Genomic DNA, 16,457 nt, shown 5'->3' on the forward strand with positions numbered 1-16,457 from the left:
AGAGGAGGAGTAATGAAGGTAGAGGCAAGTAGCAGGCAAGAATGTCTGAACCGGGATTTGGGGAGATTTAGGGATTAGGGGAAGATTAGCTGGTTTTAGGGCAAGTGTTCCTTTAGGACTTTGAACTTTTCTTTAATGTGAGAGCAGGAGCCTCCTTCCCTTCGACTGTGCTCAGGGTAAACTAACTCAGGATCAAGTTACGCCTGACAGTAAGAGGCTTTACAGCGTGTAGCCATTTCCGATTGTTGAACATTGCTAATTGAGCATTGAACATTTCCTCCCTTCAATATTCATCATTCCTTGTTCTTTGTTCAATATTCCCTCCGTTTCTCCTTTGCTCTGTGCGAAACCTTCTCACTACAGCGCCTTCAGATCAAATTTTCATGTATTTTGTACCTTCTTTCATTAACCATGTTCGAAACCCAACCCGATCAACAATTATTTGCCGAACTCTACGATGCTAATCCCCAAGCTATTGTATGGATGCGTGCGATTTGGAATGAAAGCGGCGAAGCAATCATTGATTTTGAATACACCTACTGCAACGATGAAGGGCTTCGGTACCTGAATTTAACCAGGGAACAGCTACCGGGTTTATTCGTTTCCAACTCGCCCACACTCCCAGAGGACAGACGCGTCTCCATTTTGGAAGAACTGATCGATGTTTATACAACAGGTAAAAAGACGGAAGCAGTAGGCTACAACTCCAATCTTAAAAAATACGCCCGCTACCTGCGCGCCAAAGTGCGCAATGGCGTGATGACAGTGATCCAGGACACTAGCAATGAACACCAGATCATTAACCAGCTGGAAGAACAAAGCCGCAAGCTGGCTACACAGACTCAGGAGCTGCAAGAGCAGCGCTCCCTGATGGACAATATTTTAAAGCACTCCTCTAACGGTATTTCCGTTTCCGAAGCCATTCGAAATGAACAAGGCATTGTTATAGACGCCCGAACAATAATGGCCAACGATGCCGCTGTACGCTTTACCGGTCTGCCTTTAGATATTTATCTTTCTAAAACAGCGGTAGAACTGGATCCTACTATTATTGAATCACCTTACTATCATGCGTATGTGAAAACGTTGACCACGGGCGAGCCGGGCATTCTGCAGTATTTCTTTCCGCATACCAGCCGCTGGTTGGAGCTTTCCATTTCAAAGATGGACAATGATCATGTCATTCACATCTTTACCGATATAACACCTATTAAAGAAGTACAGCTGCAACTGGAAAAAAGTGTGCAGGAGTTGAAGCGTTCCAATACCAACCTGGAGGATTTTGCCCATGCCGCCTCGCACGATCTGAAAGAACCGCTGCGCAAGATCCGTACATTTATAGACCGCTTAAAAGCCAGTCTGAATACGCGCATATCCGATACCGAAACTCATATGATGAAGCGGGTAGAAGCAGCGGCCGAACGAATGCAGCTGCTGGTAGACGACCTGTTGGAGTTTTCGCATGTAAGCCAGCAACCCCGCCAGATGGAAAGCATTGACCTTAATGATAAGGTCCAAAAAGTACTAGCCGACCTGGAACTTTCCATTGAAGAAAAGCAGGCCACTGTTACCATAGAACCGCTGCCTACTATATATGGCCACCGCCGGCAATTGCAGCAACTCTTTCATAACCTAATCAGTAATGCTTTAAAATACAGCAAGACCGATACGCCACCACAAATCAGCATCCGATCGAAAGTAGTGAAGGGCGCCGATGTGCCCTCTAACATACCTGTGTCTCAATCAGACAAATACTTTCATCTTATAGAAGTGAGTGATAATGGAATTGGATTTGAGCAGCAGTATGCTGAACAAATCTTTGATATGTTTCAACGCCTGCATGGCAAAATGGAATACTCGGGTACAGGTGTAGGACTGGCCATAGCCCGTAAAGTAGTAGAGAACCACAATGGCTTTATTTGGGCTACCAGCCAACCGGGTATCGGGTCCACATTTCATGTATTGTTACCAGCATAACGTTTTTCAAAAACACTGAACTACTCATCTTAACAAATCCGTTTGCAGAGCTACAAGTGTATCAAGCCCTGTTATAAAGTAGTATACACACGATAAAACACTTTAGCATTTTAGGTATACTCATGGCTCCTTTAGAATACCTTTACTTCTTTCGTGTTGGAATAGGAACTAACTCTACAACTGAAAGGCCATAATAGGTGCAGCCCTTGCCGCGCTGCATGCTTAAGACTAACACTATACTTTATAAGCATACGGCACTTACCTCATTTACACTTTGCAGAGCTTACTCATTTGCTGATTTAATAGACGTTATTTTTTTGTAGAGCTGCCCATTAAAAGAATGACGAATTAAAAAGCAAGCTCTGGCACTTTATTGTTCAGCCAACTGTCATCCTATCTTAACCCCATCTTTCCCCTGACGCAAATAACCTTTGAAGTAGGTGATTCCTACCACTAATCAACTGCCCTTGCGGAAGCACGTTAGTTGTCCTTTAATGGTTTTTACCTAATTATTTAAGATTGACCAAAATCAATACCTACAAAAAAGCCGCTGGCACCTACTTTGTAACCTAACTACTTCTTATAACCGCTAAATAAGAAACAAAATGACCGCGTATGAGTTTAACTCTTGCAGCAATACGCTACAGTTTGAAATACTGAAGCAAGCCGGTGTATGCCTGGTTACCAGCCGGTCGGGTTGTAGACATAGTTATCTTTTTTCTATTGATAACTTTTATGTAGAAGTAGTGCAAGATCCAGGGGTTGGGGGCTTTACGCTTCGCAGTTTTGACGACGTGGATCAACTTGATCCGTACTTATCGAATATTGATATTAGTAGTATGTTAAAACCATAACCATATGACCTTGCGTGATTTTAACCAGCTCAGTGATCTGAGTAAAGAAGAAGTATTAGACCTGAAGGGAACCGTAGTTACTGACCGTTTAGAAAAACGCACCCAGGTAGTGATCTACCAGGTAGATAATTTTTATGTAGAAGTGCATTACGACCTGCTAACAGAAACGGTTAGACGATATAAGGGTTGTGTAAGGACGGATTTGAGGAATTAGCTGATTAGCTGATGTGTCAATTAGCTAATGGAGTTGACAGGTTGAAAAGTTGACAAGGGAAGAAATAATCAATCATTACTAATTAATAATTATTGATTATTGTAGAAGATTTGCACTATCGGAATTTCCTTTCAAGTCTTACGTTTGACTTTCACGGCCTAGGCTGCTTGCAGCTATTCCTCGCTTATTTTATCTATTACAAACCGGCGTGATGCTTCGCCATTTATCAGCTTATAAGTAATGGTTCGCTGCCGGCCGGTGGGTCTACTATTGTGATCGGCAGGGTTGTAGAGTGGAAAGCGTTGTACCAACCGGTTGTTAACAATAGAAAATTGGTCGTGCCCACCGTATTGCTTTCGCATATCGCCATTGCTAACCACTTTTGGAAATTGTACCGCACTGAGTGATTGCCCATTGTTTACAGAATAAGCATAGACATTTCCATAACTGCCACTGCCTGCCGACTGGGTATAGATCAATAATTCGGCATAACCATCATTATTCAGGTCCGCTACCTCTGCATTAACAACAGGTTCCACATTTTCTATTGTGATCATCTTATTGTGTGACAAGCCATGTGGCTGAATGGTGAGGTACTGCAGTGAGCCTTTACCTGTAGCCGTTACGTTAAAGGACGTGTTCATGAAGTAAAGGGTTTTCTGAAAATCATGTGTACGTGCTGTGTCGTCCTTTACTGGTTCAGTAGCTGCGGGTGTTGTTATAGTCTGTTGTGTACTTGTTGTATCTGTTATTTTAGCGGAACGCTCATCTTTAGACTCTTCATTACTGGCCGAGGAATGGCTGTTACAACTGATCATCACACTCACTATTCCGCACCCTAAATAATATTTTGCTTTAGTAAACATATAGCTCATCATTCAATACATACTTCCCATCTGTTTATTCTATCAAAATACTGTGCCAATGGATCAGCTTTAGCGTGAAAAAGCGGATTTGTAGTTAGATTACGGCAAGCGAGGGAAAACAGCTGCGAGTAAGGGTTGACAGGTTAACAAGTTGATAGGTTGATAAGGGGAAGAATAAGGAACAAGGAACGAGGAATGATGAAGGAAGAAGTGACGGAATGTTCAATGCTCAACTTTCAATACTCAATGTTCAATGAAGAGAGAAGGAGGAAGGAGTGATGAAGGTGAGAAGGAAATGTTCAATGCTCAACGCTCAATGTTCAATGATTAGTAATGAATAATTATAAAAGCAGACTTGCACTATCCTTAACAAATTTCCTGCTCCTTAACCCTATGTTAGGCCAGGTACTTTCTTTTGAAACCGGGCTCTATAAAAACGATAGACTTTGGCAGGCAGCAACCAAAAGAAATAACGCATATCGATTTCCTTCCATTGAAAATCAATCTTCACGCCGGACTTGGCAGCCAGCTTATGTTTGATATAGGCAATCAACGGCACATACCTTCCTAATTGGCCCGATACGGGTTCTATAGGTCTATTCAACGCTTGCAGGCAAGCCAACGAGGGGAAATTGACGTGTGCGCCCACTGTAGAGCCGCCTACTGTTTGCCAGAAGCGGGCATTGATTTCCAGTATCAGAATCTGCTGTTTTGCTACATCATAGATCAGGTCGATATTGGCTACGCCGTTCCATTGCAATTTTGATAATAGTGAATCCACTACTTCTATAGCGGCATCGTTCTGTATGAATTCCAAGCCAGGTGAAGGCGCAAATGACTTTGCTTTAACGATTCCCTTTTGAATGGTGTAGGCTACCAGCTTTCCGTCTTTGTACAATACATTACAACCTACAATGTAACCATCAACAAAGCTTTGAATAATATACTTATCAATAATGCCAGGCTGTTGTATACAGGCCATGAGCTCATCCTTGTTGGCGAACACCGTAATAGGCAGCTCTCCACCCACGCCTTTACCACCAGCTCCTATTCGGGGTTTTAACAAGACCGGAAAAGGAAAACCATCCAGCTGTTTCTTCAGGTCATTGTTAAGATCGATAATGGTTAACGGTGTAGCAATCTGATGATTGCCCATGAAGTGAGCCAGCTGTCCCTTGTCGCAAGCAATTTCATAAGCCCAAGGCTGGGGCGTTGGTATCACTTGTATAAACGATTGCAAGGCTTCTTTATGCCGGATCACAAACTGGAAAGCTGCTGAATTGGTAGGTACCAGTACAGCGGCTTTTGTTTTTTCAGTAACCAGTTCGACAAAGTTTATAAATGAGATCTCGTGTGTTTCTTCATCAAAGTGGTGATAGCTTTTGACAAATGGCAAGTAGCGAAAAGCACTCTTACTTCGGTAGGTGATAAAATGAATCTCCCATTGCTTGTCGCATCCAAGACAGTAAAGTGTATTGGCTGTTAGCCAGTCTTCATGTTTGTACTCTAGTACCAAAATTGGAGTCTGCTTCATAATCCAGTTGGGTTTATAAGTTCGTGGTTGGTTTCTTAGAATGTTGGAATGAAGCATCGCCGCAGCCTATCACCTACTTGTAAGTACACTAGCTACCAAGTAAAACTGATGACACCAGGGCTAAACCAAATGCATATGCGCAATAAAGATGTTAAGCCTAACTCTTTTAATGCTTTTTTCTATACGTTGCTTATTGTTTACAGGGAGAAGGATAGATAGGTAAATGAGTGGCATTCAATCTTTACTCGAAAATTGACGCGTTAAATTAACACCTGTTTTTGGGAATAGCAATAGAAGGTGAGCTAAGAGATTAAAGAGGGAAGGAAAAAAGGAGAAGGGTTGCGAGCTATGAGCTGTGAGCTGTGAGCAGGAAGCTACACGCTACACGCTGCACGCTGCACGCTAAACAGCCGATAGAGAGTGGTGAGGAATGGTCCACAGACGACGGGAGGGAAAGCTGTGAGAGGGGCCACAGTCGACAGACGACAGAAGGAAAGTCAATGGTGGATGGTGAGTGATGAGTAAGGAGTGATAGAGGGAGATGCGAAATTCCAAATATCAAATTCCACACTGTAAATACGGCAAAAGCGGCCCAATGAAGAGCCGCTTTGTTATGAACAAGCAAAAAAGTGCAGTGTTTAGTGCTATAGGGTAAGGCTTAAAAAACTAATGTTGGAATCTCTTATAATCCTTCATTTTCTAAAAAGAAGCTGAGCAGTGGTAAGCATCTGGTGCCCCTTCTTTAAATTCATTACCATTCGCAATAGCTTTGATCAGAAAGTAAATAGACACACCAAAACATTATATCCTTTTCTCTAATTTCAGTTCTTCCTATTCTGAACCATTTTAGAAGAAGGCTTCTATATGAACGAACTATTTTGGCAGGCAGCATAGCAAAGAAGTTATGTATGTCTATCTCCTTATACATAAACTGAATCTTTTCGCTCTTTATTGCCTTCCATCTATATTTCAGATAAGGTACAATGGGAATATACTTTCCTATTTTACTTTCCACTCCCGCTAGGGGTCTATCAAGAGCCACGCTACAGGCCAGCGAGGGGAAATTGATGTTTGCTCCCATCATAGAGCCTACCATGGTTTGCCAGAACCGCGGGTTGATCTCCAGTATTTGCAACTCATTCCTATTGGTGTCATAGATCAGGTCTATATGTGCCACGCCATTCCATTTCAACTTGGAGAGCAGCGCATCTACAAGAGCTATTGCTTCTGCAGAGTGAATAAACTCCAACCCAAATGATGGCGCATAGTTATCGGCCTTAATAAGCGCTTTTTGAATACAGAAAGCCACCTGGCGCCCTTCTTTATAAAGCGCATTACAGTCTATTTCATAACCCTCAACAAAGCTTTGAACTACATATCGGTCGGCAATCTGATGCTGATGAACACAGGCCAGAAGTGATTCTTTATCATTAAAAAGCGTAATGGGCGGTTCGTTTGCTGCCACTCCTTTTCCTCCAGAGCCTGTCTTGGGTTTGAGCAAAACCGGAAAAGGAAACTTGTCCAACTTATGTTCCAGGTTATCTGTCAAATCACTTATAGTAAGCGGCCCCGGTATATGGTGTTGAAACATAAAATCAGCCAGCAGTCCTTTATCACCTGCTATTTGATAAGCATCTTGGTTCGGCACCGGCATTAGCCTGATAAATTGTTGCAGTTCTTCTTTATACTTAATTACGAACCGGCAGCTTGCAGTATTGGTTGGCACTAGTACCTGGGCCTTCGTTTCTGTGACCACATTCTTTAAAAAATACAGAAATTGCTCATATCCGTTTTCTTCTGGAAACTGCCTGTAGCTTTTCAAATGCGGCAAATAGCGAAAACAGCTTTTTGCATTATTAAACGACACGAGGTGGATATCCCACTGTTTATCGCGCTTCAGACAATATATTGTATTAGCGGTAATCCAATCCTCGTGCATACACTCCACCACCAGTACAGGTACAGGCGCTTCTTTTACAATGGTTCTGTTATATGCATCTGATTGTTTGCCAAGTCTTATGGATTCAACGCTGTTTAGCTTTCTTAGAATTGTCCCTTCACTTGCATTTGATTTGCGGTTATTCTTAAAGGTTAGCTCAGTTGTTTTAGCTGTAAAAGCTGGCTTCTTTTTGGGCGCCATTTGTATGGTGTTGTTTAGTGTTTTACAAGGGATGGAACAGGCAATTGGTGGCGGTTTACCTGACCCGTTAAAAGCCTTAGCGACAATTTTAGTGGTTGTAGGTGATTACTTACTAGCTAGTAGTACAAGGGGGCGGCGCTGACCGATTTACAAAGGGAAGGAAGAATATAAAGCTTTAAGTTAATCTACAACAGGAGAAAATCCAAATAACAAGAAATAAATTCCAAAAGACAAAATCCAAATTCCAAATTGGAAGATCGAAATCCGAAATGCAAAGGGGAATTGCACGCTGTTTAGAGCACCTATAAGGATATAATCAACGTTTAACCAATACCGTTTACTTACCAACTGCCAGATGCGCCACCGCCGGAGAAGCCGCCACCGCCACCTCCACCGCCCCAACCACCAAAGCCGGAGGAGCCACCACCAGAGGAGCGAGAGCTATCATTAGTGCCGTAAAGACTTGTATAATAACTACTACCGATTCCGATATATACACCATTCACGGTATTCTTTCTCACATATCGTTTCTTGTACCACCAGGCCCAGATGCAAAAGCCAACAGCACCTGCAATAATAAACCCTATAGCGATATTGCCATAATGATCGTATTTGGCTTTTTCTTTCTCAAACGCAATCCGCTCTTTTCGCTCGGCATCGTAAATATCTTCTTCATAGGCGGATAAATAATTTTGACTGACTGTATCTGTTATTGGTTGTTCCGTTGTACCAAGATGGTAATTTATTTGGGCAATCAAGGTAGCTAAGGCTTGATAATAATCCTGCTGACGCAAATAAGGCACCAGTTGATCAATGATGGCTGCTGCTGTTGCATCAGGAATTTGTCCTTCCAAGTTCCGGGCAATTTCCAGTCTTTGCCGACGTGCACCTAGTACTGCCACATACACTACCCCATTATAGTTATTACCTACCTTCCATTGATTACCTACCTTGCGTGCAAAATCTTCAATGGCCATATTCTCTGGCAACTCGTTGATAAGCAATATGGCTACCTGTATGGAGGTTTTCTGTTCTACTTGATATAGTTGCTCATTTAAGTCTTTTATTTGAGCTGGTGTGAGGAGTTGGGTATGATCATTTACATAGGTATCAGGCAGCGGGTCAGGTACCTGTGCAGTGGCGGCCAAACTGAAGAAAAGGCAGAGTATAGCAGCAAGGCATAACCGAAAAGTTGAAATGTAGCCAGTAAGCAGTAGTCGGGTTGTTAGCATGAGGTATGGTATGGCTAAGATAATAGATAGATGGAGAAAAAGCTGTCATTGACTGCTAGTCTTAACTGAAGGCAGTCCCTCCAGCAGCTTCTCTAATACAATTATAATCAACGTGAATGATGGTAAAGCCGCAGGCCTATATTAAAATATTTCTTTATTTCGCAGCTTTGAACAACTACCAAAACCAACTCTTATGATGAAAACTATTACTCAACCCAGTTCTATGCTCTTTCTGTTTTATCACAAGAGCTGATCCCCCCCTTTACTAGAACCTTCGTAAAGCTTTGATCCACACAGTGGATGGAGTTTATTGCTAATTGGCAACTTGATTAAAAACAATATATAGTGACACTTATGAAAACTCGATTCCTTGTCTTTTGGCTATTGCTGGCAAGCATCTGTTCGTTTGCCCAGCCCGGCACACTGGACCCTAATTTTAATCCAACTGATGCCGGATTCTCGATTGGCGACGGCATCAATGGAATTGTCCGCACCACGGCGGTTCAGCCAGACGGAAAAATACTGGTGGCCGGGTGGTTTTATGCCTACGATGGCACCAACCGGTATCGTATAGCCCGGTTGAATGCTGATGGCACCTTGGATGCCTCTTTTGATCCGGGTTATGGAGCCAGCGGCACCATTACAGCCATGACCCTTCAGCCTGATGGAAAGATCCTGATTGGTGGTGTTTTTACCTATTACCAAAGTACACGCGTACCAGCTATTGCGCGCCTTAATCCTGATGGATCGCTGGATGCCACCTTCACTTCAGGTTTAGACGAAAACAGTAGCGTTTACTCTATAAGTTTACAAAGTGATGGTAAGATCATCATTGGAGGTAATTTCTCCAGCTACAACGGTACACCGCAAGGCGACATCATACGCCTGAATACTGATGGCGCTGTTGATCCAAGCTTTCATGCAGGCACGGGCTCCAATTTGTTTGTTTACGCTACAGCCGTTCAGCCGGATGGAAAGATCCTGATTGGAGGCGACTTCACTACTTATAATGGTACCCCCTGCAACATGCTAGCGCGCCTAAACAGCGATGGAACACTTGATCCAACTTTTAATTCGGGAGGAAGTGGGCTGACCGGAAATTCGATCAGATCCATTTCTGTGTTAAGTGATGGCAAAACCTTGATTGGTGGTATGTTTACGTATTACAACGGCGCCTACCGGTTCAATGTGGCTCGCCTGAATACAGATGGTTCATTAGATGCCAGTTTTACTTCTGGAAATGGAATTCCCAATAGTGTATTAACTGTTGTCACACAAAGCGATGGCAAGATCCTGGTTGGTGGTGCTGCCACTTTTTATAACGGCGTCAGCGGTCCACACTTTATCCGCCTGAATGCTGATGGCTCCCGGGATGCCAGCTTTGCTTTGGGCACCGGGCCCGATCACGCGGTTTATGCGGTAATGATTCAAGCCGATGGCAAAATCCTCATTGGTGGTAATTTTCTTTCTTTCAATAGCAAGTCCAAGCACCACATCACACGTTTAAACAGTGATGGCTCACTCGATCTGAGCTTTCACAACTTCACCAGTACCGGAGCCCAGGGCATTATTTATTGTATGGCAGTGCAACCCAATGGAAAGATTGTAATTGGCGGCGAATTCCTGCTCTATAATGGTATACCTAAGCTTTACTTGGCCCGCTTAAATGCAGATGGATCGCTGGATCCTACATTTAATGCAACAGGTGTTGGACCTGATCAACTTGTTAATACAATGGCTGTTCAACCCGATGGCAAGATCTTAATTGGTGGAGGATTTAGTAATTACAATGGTGTGCCGCGCTCTTTCATTGCCCGCTTAAATGCAGATGGATCGCTGGATGCCAGCTTCAACTCAATGAATGGAACTAATGGTAGTGTGTTCGCCATTGCCGTTCAAGGCGACGGTAAGGTGCTGGTAGGCGGTGCCTTTTCCACCTATAACAGCATAACGCGCGGCAGGTTGGCACGTCTGAATGCAGATGGTTCGCTGGATCAGACATTTAACACGACAACTGGTGCCAATAGCTCTGTCTGGAAAATTGTGCCCCAACAGGACGGCAAGATCCTGATCGGTGGCGACTTTACTACCTATAAAAGCATTGCCCGCAATCGCATTGCCCGCTTAAATGCAGATGGATCGCTGGATGCCAGTTTTGACCCTGGCACTGGCGCTGATAACAGAGTAGAATCTATAACGCTTCTGGCTGATGGTAAGATACTGGTTGGCGGGGGCTTCCAGCGCTTTAATGGAAACTGGCGAGGCGCTATTGCCCGCCTAGACGCCAACGGCTTAGTGGATCCAACATTTAATGTAGGAGGAAATGGCTTTTCTGGCTCGGTTCGATCTACTATTGTTCAACCCGATGGTAATATACTGGTTAGTGGTATCTTTTCTTATTACAATGTTGCTACACGAAATAGCATTGCACGATTAGATGCCAACGGCGTTCTTGACTCCACGTTTAATTCCGGAAACTCACTTGTTAGCGCTATTGAAGCTATGGCACTGTTACCCAATAATGATATACTCATAGCTGGCAGGTTCACTTCGTATAATAGCATTGGCCGTAACCGCATTGCCCGCCTGTTTGGTGGTACGTTTTCTATGGGTACTGTAAATCCTACTGCCTACTGCCAGGGCAGCCCTATAACTATTCCCATTACCACTACAGGTGGCTATAAAGCAGGCAATGTGTTTATGGCACAAATGAGCGATGCCGCTGGTAGTTTTGCTTCACCCATTACACTTGGCACTTTAAACAGTACCACATCGGGAACTATTATCGGCACCATACCAGCCAATACACCTGCGGGAACTGGTTACAAAATACGGGTAATGGTAGAAGAAGCGGGTGTGGTTCAAATAGATCCTGCTATCAACCTTACTATCAAAGCCGTACCAGCTACTCCGATAGTAACCGCTAACACTCCTACTACTTTCTGTCTGGGACGTAACATAACCCTAAACTCATCGGCCACCGCAGGCAACCAGTGGTATAAAGACGGTGCAGTCATTGCTAATGCTACCGAACAAACCTATACAACCAATCAAAGCGGCAGCTACACCGTGGTAGCAACTGCCAACGGCTGTTCTTCTCAAGCGTCAACCATGAAAGCAATTGTTGTAACGCCCACGCCGGAAAAGCCAACGATTACACGTGCCGGCAATACATTAACGGCATCAATAGCAGCCAGTTATCAGTGGTATTTAAACGGAGAGGTACTGCCAGAAGCTACGTTACAGTCGTACGCCGTGCAAGCATCAGGTGTATATACCGTGCAGGTTACACAAAGCGGATGTACTGCCAATGCAAGCGCTGAGCCGTACAACTTTGTAGCTACAGCCTTACCTACAACTGCGGCCTGGAATGGAGAAGTAATAGCATTTCCAAACCCCACCATAAAAACGCTGTATCTTAGAAATACAGCACACCGAAAATTGGCCATACAACTAGTAGATGTAGCTGGCAAAGTTTTTTATAAAGCTATTATAGCTGCTGCCAGTGCATCAATAGATATGAGCGGGTTTGCAAATGGTGTGTACCGACTGGTAGTAACAGACATCAGTAAACAAGAAACCATTACACTCTCAATTCTTAAACAATAACACTCTAGCGTTTATTATATGAAACAAGTAATCAAACTTTCTGCACTGCTCTTTTTCATGGCCTTTGCCCTGGTCAATTGTGGCAAAAGCAGCGATGACACAACTACTCCGGCAGAATCCAACCTGGTGATCAGCCTGGATCCTGATCCGGGCAGTAGCACTACACCTGTTAAAGCAACCGGGTCTACCTATAGCTTTAATGTAGTGATCAAAAGCGCTGTGCCGCCACAAGGCGTAACCGTCAAGGTGGATTATGTAAAGGATAGTGGTGGCTCGGTGTTTAGTGAAACCAAAACTTCTACCAATGCTACTACATCGTTTACCATTACCAATATTCCCTTTAATGAAGTGGGTACAGTAACGGTAGTAGTAACGTCGATTTCCAAACCTTCCAATACGGCAACACAAACGTTTAAGTTGGTGAGGAAGTAGGGCAGCGCGACGCGCGGCAAGAGCCAGGCAGAATATTGAACAAGGAACAAGGAAGGAAGAATGAAGAATTAGAAGAAATGCTCAATGATCAACGATCAATATTCAATATTCAATAATGAGAGAAAGAATTGATAAACAGAAAAGCACTCCACTAGTGGAGTGCTTTTCTGTTTATAGCTATTTATTCTTTGCAACCCGTCCTCCACCTCTTTGCGATTTTGCGTGAAACCTGCAGCGCGAAAGGTAATCTTCACACTTACTTCCAAATAGGTTTTAGCTTTTGCAGTTTGATCAGGTAAGGAATCAAGGCTACCAACTCAAGTCGAAAGGAAGGTGTCGTGGTCAATAATTCCAGCGACAATCCCAGCGGTGTCATCAGCAATACACAAAAGAAAATACCAATGATAGCATCAGCTATGCCCAGGTTTATCGCCCAGCTCTTTTCCCACCACAGGCCATAAGCCACTATGCCTTTCAGGAAGAATAAGGCTGCGATCAGTAATCCTACTATCGACAGTGGGCTAGCTGTCTCCATGCCATATAAAGCCAAGGAAGCTTGTACATCATTGAATAATAAACCTGCTACAACAAGCAGTGGTGCGACCAGTCCGCCCAAGAGAAAAAACCAGCAGAAGATCTTTATCCAAATAGGCAATAACTGCCTTTTTTTAATAGTTGCTTCTTGTAAAAGGGGTTCTAGAATGAGTTGTTCTGTTTGTTCCATAAGGAGTAGGTTTTGGTTTATTAGCGTAACGGTGGCAAGGTAGTACAAACCCGCTGACGGACGTGTAGAAGTGTCTTTACATCTTTATCGTTTAAAGAGTTGGCTATCGTCTATAAAACAAACGACAGCAAGTAAACCAGCAAAAAGGAAAGTAGCCCCATTAGTATCGTGGCTATTGTGTAAACCCGCAACATGGTTCGCATTTCAATTCCGGAGAACTTGGCTATTACCCAGAAATAGGCGTCATTGGCGTGAGAGATCATCATGGAGCCTGCGCCCATAGCCAGTACACAAAGCAATCTGCCGGACTCACTATCCAAACCCAATGCAGATAACAAAGGCAGGATAATAGAAGCGGCTGTAATAATAGCCACAGTGGAAGAACCTAAGGCGGTTTTTAAAACGGAGGTTAGTAAGAAAGGAAATAGCAAACCCAAGCCTGCCAGAGGTAAGGAGCTATTAAAATGATCGCCCATTTTGGTGGCCTGTAAAACAGCACCAAAGGCACCGCCTGCACCCACTATTACTAAGATGCCACCAGCTTTCTCAATAGCCTCGTTCAACACTTTCTGCACTGATTCTTTTTTCCAGGGTCTGCCAGTGTTAAAAGCTAGTAACAATCCAATGGTCAGAGCAATTACCGGATCACCCAATAAAGAAATGATCTTTTGTCCACTGGTTAATGAGGCTGCATCTACGCCTAGCAGCAAGAACGACTTTATCGCAATTAATAAAATGGGTACAATTACAGGCAGGAAGGATTTTAATACAGACGGTTGGTGGCTCCATTCATAGATTTCTTCTTCAGCTGGTTCCGGATCTTCTATTTTAAACTTCTTAACAGCATAAGTGCTCCATACGTATCCCAGTAGCATGGCAGGAATGGCTACCAGTGCACCCAACAGGATCAACTTTCCATAATCCACACCAATAATGCCGGCGGCAGCAGTTGCACCCGGATGAGGAGGGATCAGGCAATGCACGGAATACAAACCACTGGCCAGTGAAACGGAGAGCACAGCTACAGGAATTTGTGTGCGCCGGGCAATCGATTTATTTAAGCCACTTAATACAATGTATCCTGAATCGCAAAAGAGTGGCAACCCAACGATATAGCCCGTTATAGACATGGCCAAGGCTGCATACCTGTGTGGTATTTTTTTAAGGATATAATTGGCTAAAACTCTTGTACTTCCTGTATGTTCCAGCACTAAGCCAAGTGTGGTACCCAGTACAATTAACAGGGCCAGCGATTTCATGATATCGCCAAAGCCAGTCTTTACAGCGGTTATGGTTTCCGGAGCAGAAAGACCACTCCCCATCCCCACCACAAAGCCTGCCAGAACCAACGCAAAAAATGCATGTATGCGCCACTTGGCCGTTAATAAAACGATCAGTGTAATTCCTATACACAAGACCGCTAGAAGATAACCGAGTGATGTTGTCATACTGCTGCAGTTAGTTAAATTGCCTGTTAGTGAATTAATGTTATTACCAGATCCATGACATTGGTTTGTGTAGGACCCGTTTTCAGCAATGCATCCGTTTCCTGGAAATAAGTATAGGAGTCGTTGTTGTCCAAGTAAGGTACCGGACTACCATGAAGTGCTATAGCCTCCTCCATAAGATCAGTGTTTACCACAGCCCCTGCTGCATCGGTAGGTCCATCGGTGCCATCAGTGCCTGCAGCCAGTATGGTAATGTTAGGATGTAGATGACAGCAGCTCCCCGCCGCAAGCGCCAGCTCCATGTTTCGTCCCCCCTTCCCCTTGCCCTTTATGGTTACTGTGCTTTCGCCTCCATACAATAAACAAGCAGGTCGCGGCCCGTTCCAATCCATAGCCTCTTCCGCAAGTGCTTGTCCTACTACACTTGCCTCTCCTTTTAAAGTGTAGGTAATAATATGTGCATGATAACCCAATGCCTTTGCTTTATCTGCTGCTGCCTGGAGTGCAATACGGTTGCTTCCTATTATGTGGTTTTGCGTATTCATAAAACAGGCATCACCGTCCTTTGGTGTTTCTGCTATTTTTCCTTCATAGCCATCCAGCAGATGCTGGTAAATAGTAGTGGGCAGTTTATCAGTGATCTGGTATTTAGCAAGAACTGCCAAGACATCGGCAAACGTGCTGCTATCGGGCGCTGTAGGCCCAGAACCAATGATATCCAGGTCATCGCCAATTACATCAGAAAGTATCAACGAATACAAACGGGCCGGGCAAATGGCTTTCGCTAGTTGGCCGCCCTTTATATGTGACATATGCTTGCGCACGGTATTCATTTCGTGTATGTCGGCCCCCGATTTTAATAAGAGAGTAAACACTTCCTGCACATCTGGAAAGTGAGTGCCTTCGGGGCAGTCGGCCAATAAAGAAGAAGCACCACCGGATAAAAGAAAAATAACAACATCTTGTGGTGCCAGATCTTTCACTAACTGCATAACCTCCCTACTTGCCTGTAAACTTTTTTCATCTGGCACCGGGTGACCAACCTCTATGTATTTTATTTTACGTAAGGGCAAGCCATGTTCATACTTGGTTACTATAAAACCATCGGTTACCACATCACCCAATATTTCTTCTGCTGTTTGCGCCATGAGCGCTGCTGCTTTGCCAGCGCCAATGATAAAAACCCTTGTGTCGGCCTGCAGTGCAACACGATCACCACATATCATAAGATGATCGGCCTGCCGTTGCAGGTGTTTTTGTATCAGCGTTGAAGGTTTAACAGCTGCTACGGCATGATTGAAAATGTCTATGGCGTTTTGGATGCTGGTCATTGGTCAATGGTCAAAAGTCAGTAGTCATTAGTGATCAATGAATAATGAGTGATGAGTAATGATATTTGTAGGAATTTAATCCTACCATTCGGATTT

The 16,457-nt window shown here is 43.9% G+C and carries 12 protein-coding genes; 5 read left to right on the forward strand and 7 right to left on the reverse strand.

All coding sequences use genetic code 11. From position 1 onward, the window contains the following. Window positions 1-411 precede the first annotated feature (411 nt). The 3 genes from SY85_RS14100 to SY85_RS14110 all read left to right on the forward strand — a co-directional run bounded on the left by SY85_RS14100 (window position 412) and on the right by SY85_RS14110 (window position 3,045). Window positions 412-1,977, forward strand: coding sequence for a sensor histidine kinase (locus tag SY85_RS14100; protein WP_066405526.1), 1,566 nt, complete (start codon window positions 412-414; stop codon window positions 1,975-1,977). A gap of 605 nt (window positions 1,978-2,582) precedes the next feature. Then, window positions 2,583-2,831: a hypothetical protein gene (locus SY85_RS14105; protein WP_066405527.1), complete on the forward strand. Its 249-nt coding sequence runs from the start codon at window positions 2,583-2,585 to the stop codon at window positions 2,829-2,831. Window positions 2,832-2,835: 4 nt separating this feature from the next. Beyond that, on the forward strand, window positions 2,836-3,045 hold the full coding sequence (locus tag SY85_RS14110) for a hypothetical protein (RefSeq protein ID WP_066405529.1): 210 nt from the start codon (window positions 2,836-2,838) through the stop codon (window positions 3,043-3,045). 173 nt (window positions 3,046-3,218) lie between these two features. On the opposite strand, the gene SY85_RS14115 is transcribed toward SY85_RS14110, so the two are convergent. The 4 genes from SY85_RS14115 to SY85_RS14130 all read right to left on the reverse strand — a co-directional run bounded on the left by SY85_RS14115 (window position 3,219) and on the right by SY85_RS14130 (window position 8,817). After that, complete coding sequence (locus tag SY85_RS14115) at window positions 3,219-3,911, reverse strand: PliI family lysozyme inhibitor of I-type lysozyme (RefSeq protein ID WP_158512975.1); 693 nt, start codon at window positions 3,909-3,911, stop codon at window positions 3,219-3,221. Window positions 3,912-4,302: 391 nt separating this feature from the next. Beyond that, entirely contained in the window at window positions 4,303-5,445 is a 1,143-nt protein-coding gene (locus SY85_RS14120) for an ATP-grasp domain-containing protein (protein WP_066405534.1), read from the reverse strand. 751 nt (window positions 5,446-6,196) lie between these two features. Beyond that, entirely contained in the window at window positions 6,197-7,585 is a 1,389-nt protein-coding gene (locus SY85_RS14125) for an ATP-grasp domain-containing protein (protein ID WP_066405536.1), read from the reverse strand. A gap of 341 nt (window positions 7,586-7,926) precedes the next feature. Then, window positions 7,927-8,817 carry a TPM domain-containing protein gene (locus SY85_RS14130; protein ID WP_066405537.1) on the reverse strand — a complete coding sequence of 297 codons (891 nt, stop codon included), beginning with the start codon at window positions 8,815-8,817 and terminating at the stop codon, window positions 7,927-7,929. Between the two features lie 354 nt (window positions 8,818-9,171). Here SY85_RS14130 and SY85_RS14135 point away from each other — a divergent pair, with 354 nt between their 5' ends. After that, on the forward strand, window positions 9,172-12,426 hold the full coding sequence (locus SY85_RS14135; protein WP_066405543.1) for a T9SS type A sorting domain-containing protein: 3,255 nt from the start codon (window positions 9,172-9,174) through the stop codon (window positions 12,424-12,426). A gap of 18 nt (window positions 12,427-12,444) precedes the next feature. Then, window positions 12,445-12,858 (forward strand): hypothetical protein, encoded by a 414-nt coding sequence (locus SY85_RS14140; RefSeq protein ID WP_066405545.1) that lies wholly within the window; start codon window positions 12,445-12,447, stop codon window positions 12,856-12,858. A 256-nt stretch (window positions 12,859-13,114) separates the two neighbouring features. On the opposite strand, the gene SY85_RS14145 is transcribed toward SY85_RS14140, so the two are convergent. The 3 genes from SY85_RS14145 to SY85_RS14155 all read right to left on the reverse strand — a co-directional run bounded on the left by SY85_RS14145 (window position 13,115) and on the right by SY85_RS14155 (window position 16,361). Continuing rightward, a complete protein-coding gene (locus tag SY85_RS14145) occupies window positions 13,115-13,582 on the reverse strand; it encodes a hypothetical protein (RefSeq protein ID WP_066405547.1) in 468 nt (155 codons plus the stop codon). Window positions 13,583-13,692: 110 nt separating this feature from the next. Further along, window positions 13,693-15,030: a GntP family permease gene (locus SY85_RS14150; RefSeq protein WP_066405549.1), complete on the reverse strand. Its 1,338-nt coding sequence runs from the start codon at window positions 15,028-15,030 to the stop codon at window positions 13,693-13,695. 26 nt (window positions 15,031-15,056) lie between these two features. Further along, on the reverse strand, window positions 15,057-16,361 hold the full coding sequence (locus SY85_RS14155) for a glycerate kinase type-2 family protein (protein WP_066405551.1): 1,305 nt from the start codon (window positions 16,359-16,361) through the stop codon (window positions 15,057-15,059). Window positions 16,362-16,457: the final 96 nt, after the last annotated feature.

This window comes from Flavisolibacter tropicus (genome assembly GCF_001644645.1).
Taxonomy (GTDB): domain Bacteria; phylum Bacteroidota; class Bacteroidia; order Chitinophagales; family Chitinophagaceae; genus Flavisolibacter; species Flavisolibacter tropicus.

What these genes read in the sequence shown, in the direction of transcription:
- SY85_RS14120 (WP_066405534.1), bottom strand. Translation starts at nt 5,445, where the DNA reads ATGAAGCAGACTCCAATTTTGGTACTAGAGTACAAACATGAAGACTGG.
- SY85_RS14130 (WP_066405537.1), bottom strand. Translation starts at nt 8,817, where the DNA reads ATGCTAACAACCCGACTACTGCTTACTGGCTACATTTCAACTTTTCGG.
- SY85_RS14155 (WP_066405551.1), bottom strand. Translation starts at nt 16,361, where the DNA reads ATGACCAGCATCCAAAACGCCATAGACATTTTCAATCATGCCGTAGCA.
- SY85_RS14105 (WP_066405527.1), top strand. Translation starts at nt 2,583, where the DNA reads ATGACCGCGTATGAGTTTAACTCTTGCAGCAATACGCTACAGTTTGAA.
- SY85_RS14125 (WP_066405536.1), bottom strand. Translation starts at nt 7,585, where the DNA reads ATGGCGCCCAAAAAGAAGCCAGCTTTTACAGCTAAAACAACTGAGCTA.
- SY85_RS14150 (WP_066405549.1), bottom strand. Translation starts at nt 15,030, where the DNA reads ATGACAACATCACTCGGTTATCTTCTAGCGGTCTTGTGTATAGGAATT.
- SY85_RS14115 (WP_158512975.1), bottom strand. Translation starts at nt 3,911, where the DNA reads ATGTTTACTAAAGCAAAATATTATTTAGGGTGCGGAATAGTGAGTGTG.
- SY85_RS14140 (WP_066405545.1), top strand. Translation starts at nt 12,445, where the DNA reads ATGAAACAAGTAATCAAACTTTCTGCACTGCTCTTTTTCATGGCCTTT.
- SY85_RS14110 (WP_066405529.1), top strand. Translation starts at nt 2,836, where the DNA reads ATGACCTTGCGTGATTTTAACCAGCTCAGTGATCTGAGTAAAGAAGAA.
- SY85_RS14145 (WP_066405547.1), bottom strand. Translation starts at nt 13,582, where the DNA reads ATGGAACAAACAGAACAACTCATTCTAGAACCCCTTTTACAAGAAGCA.
- SY85_RS14100 (WP_066405526.1), top strand. Translation starts at nt 412, where the DNA reads ATGTTCGAAACCCAACCCGATCAACAATTATTTGCCGAACTCTACGAT.
- SY85_RS14135 (WP_066405543.1), top strand. Translation starts at nt 9,172, where the DNA reads ATGAAAACTCGATTCCTTGTCTTTTGGCTATTGCTGGCAAGCATCTGT.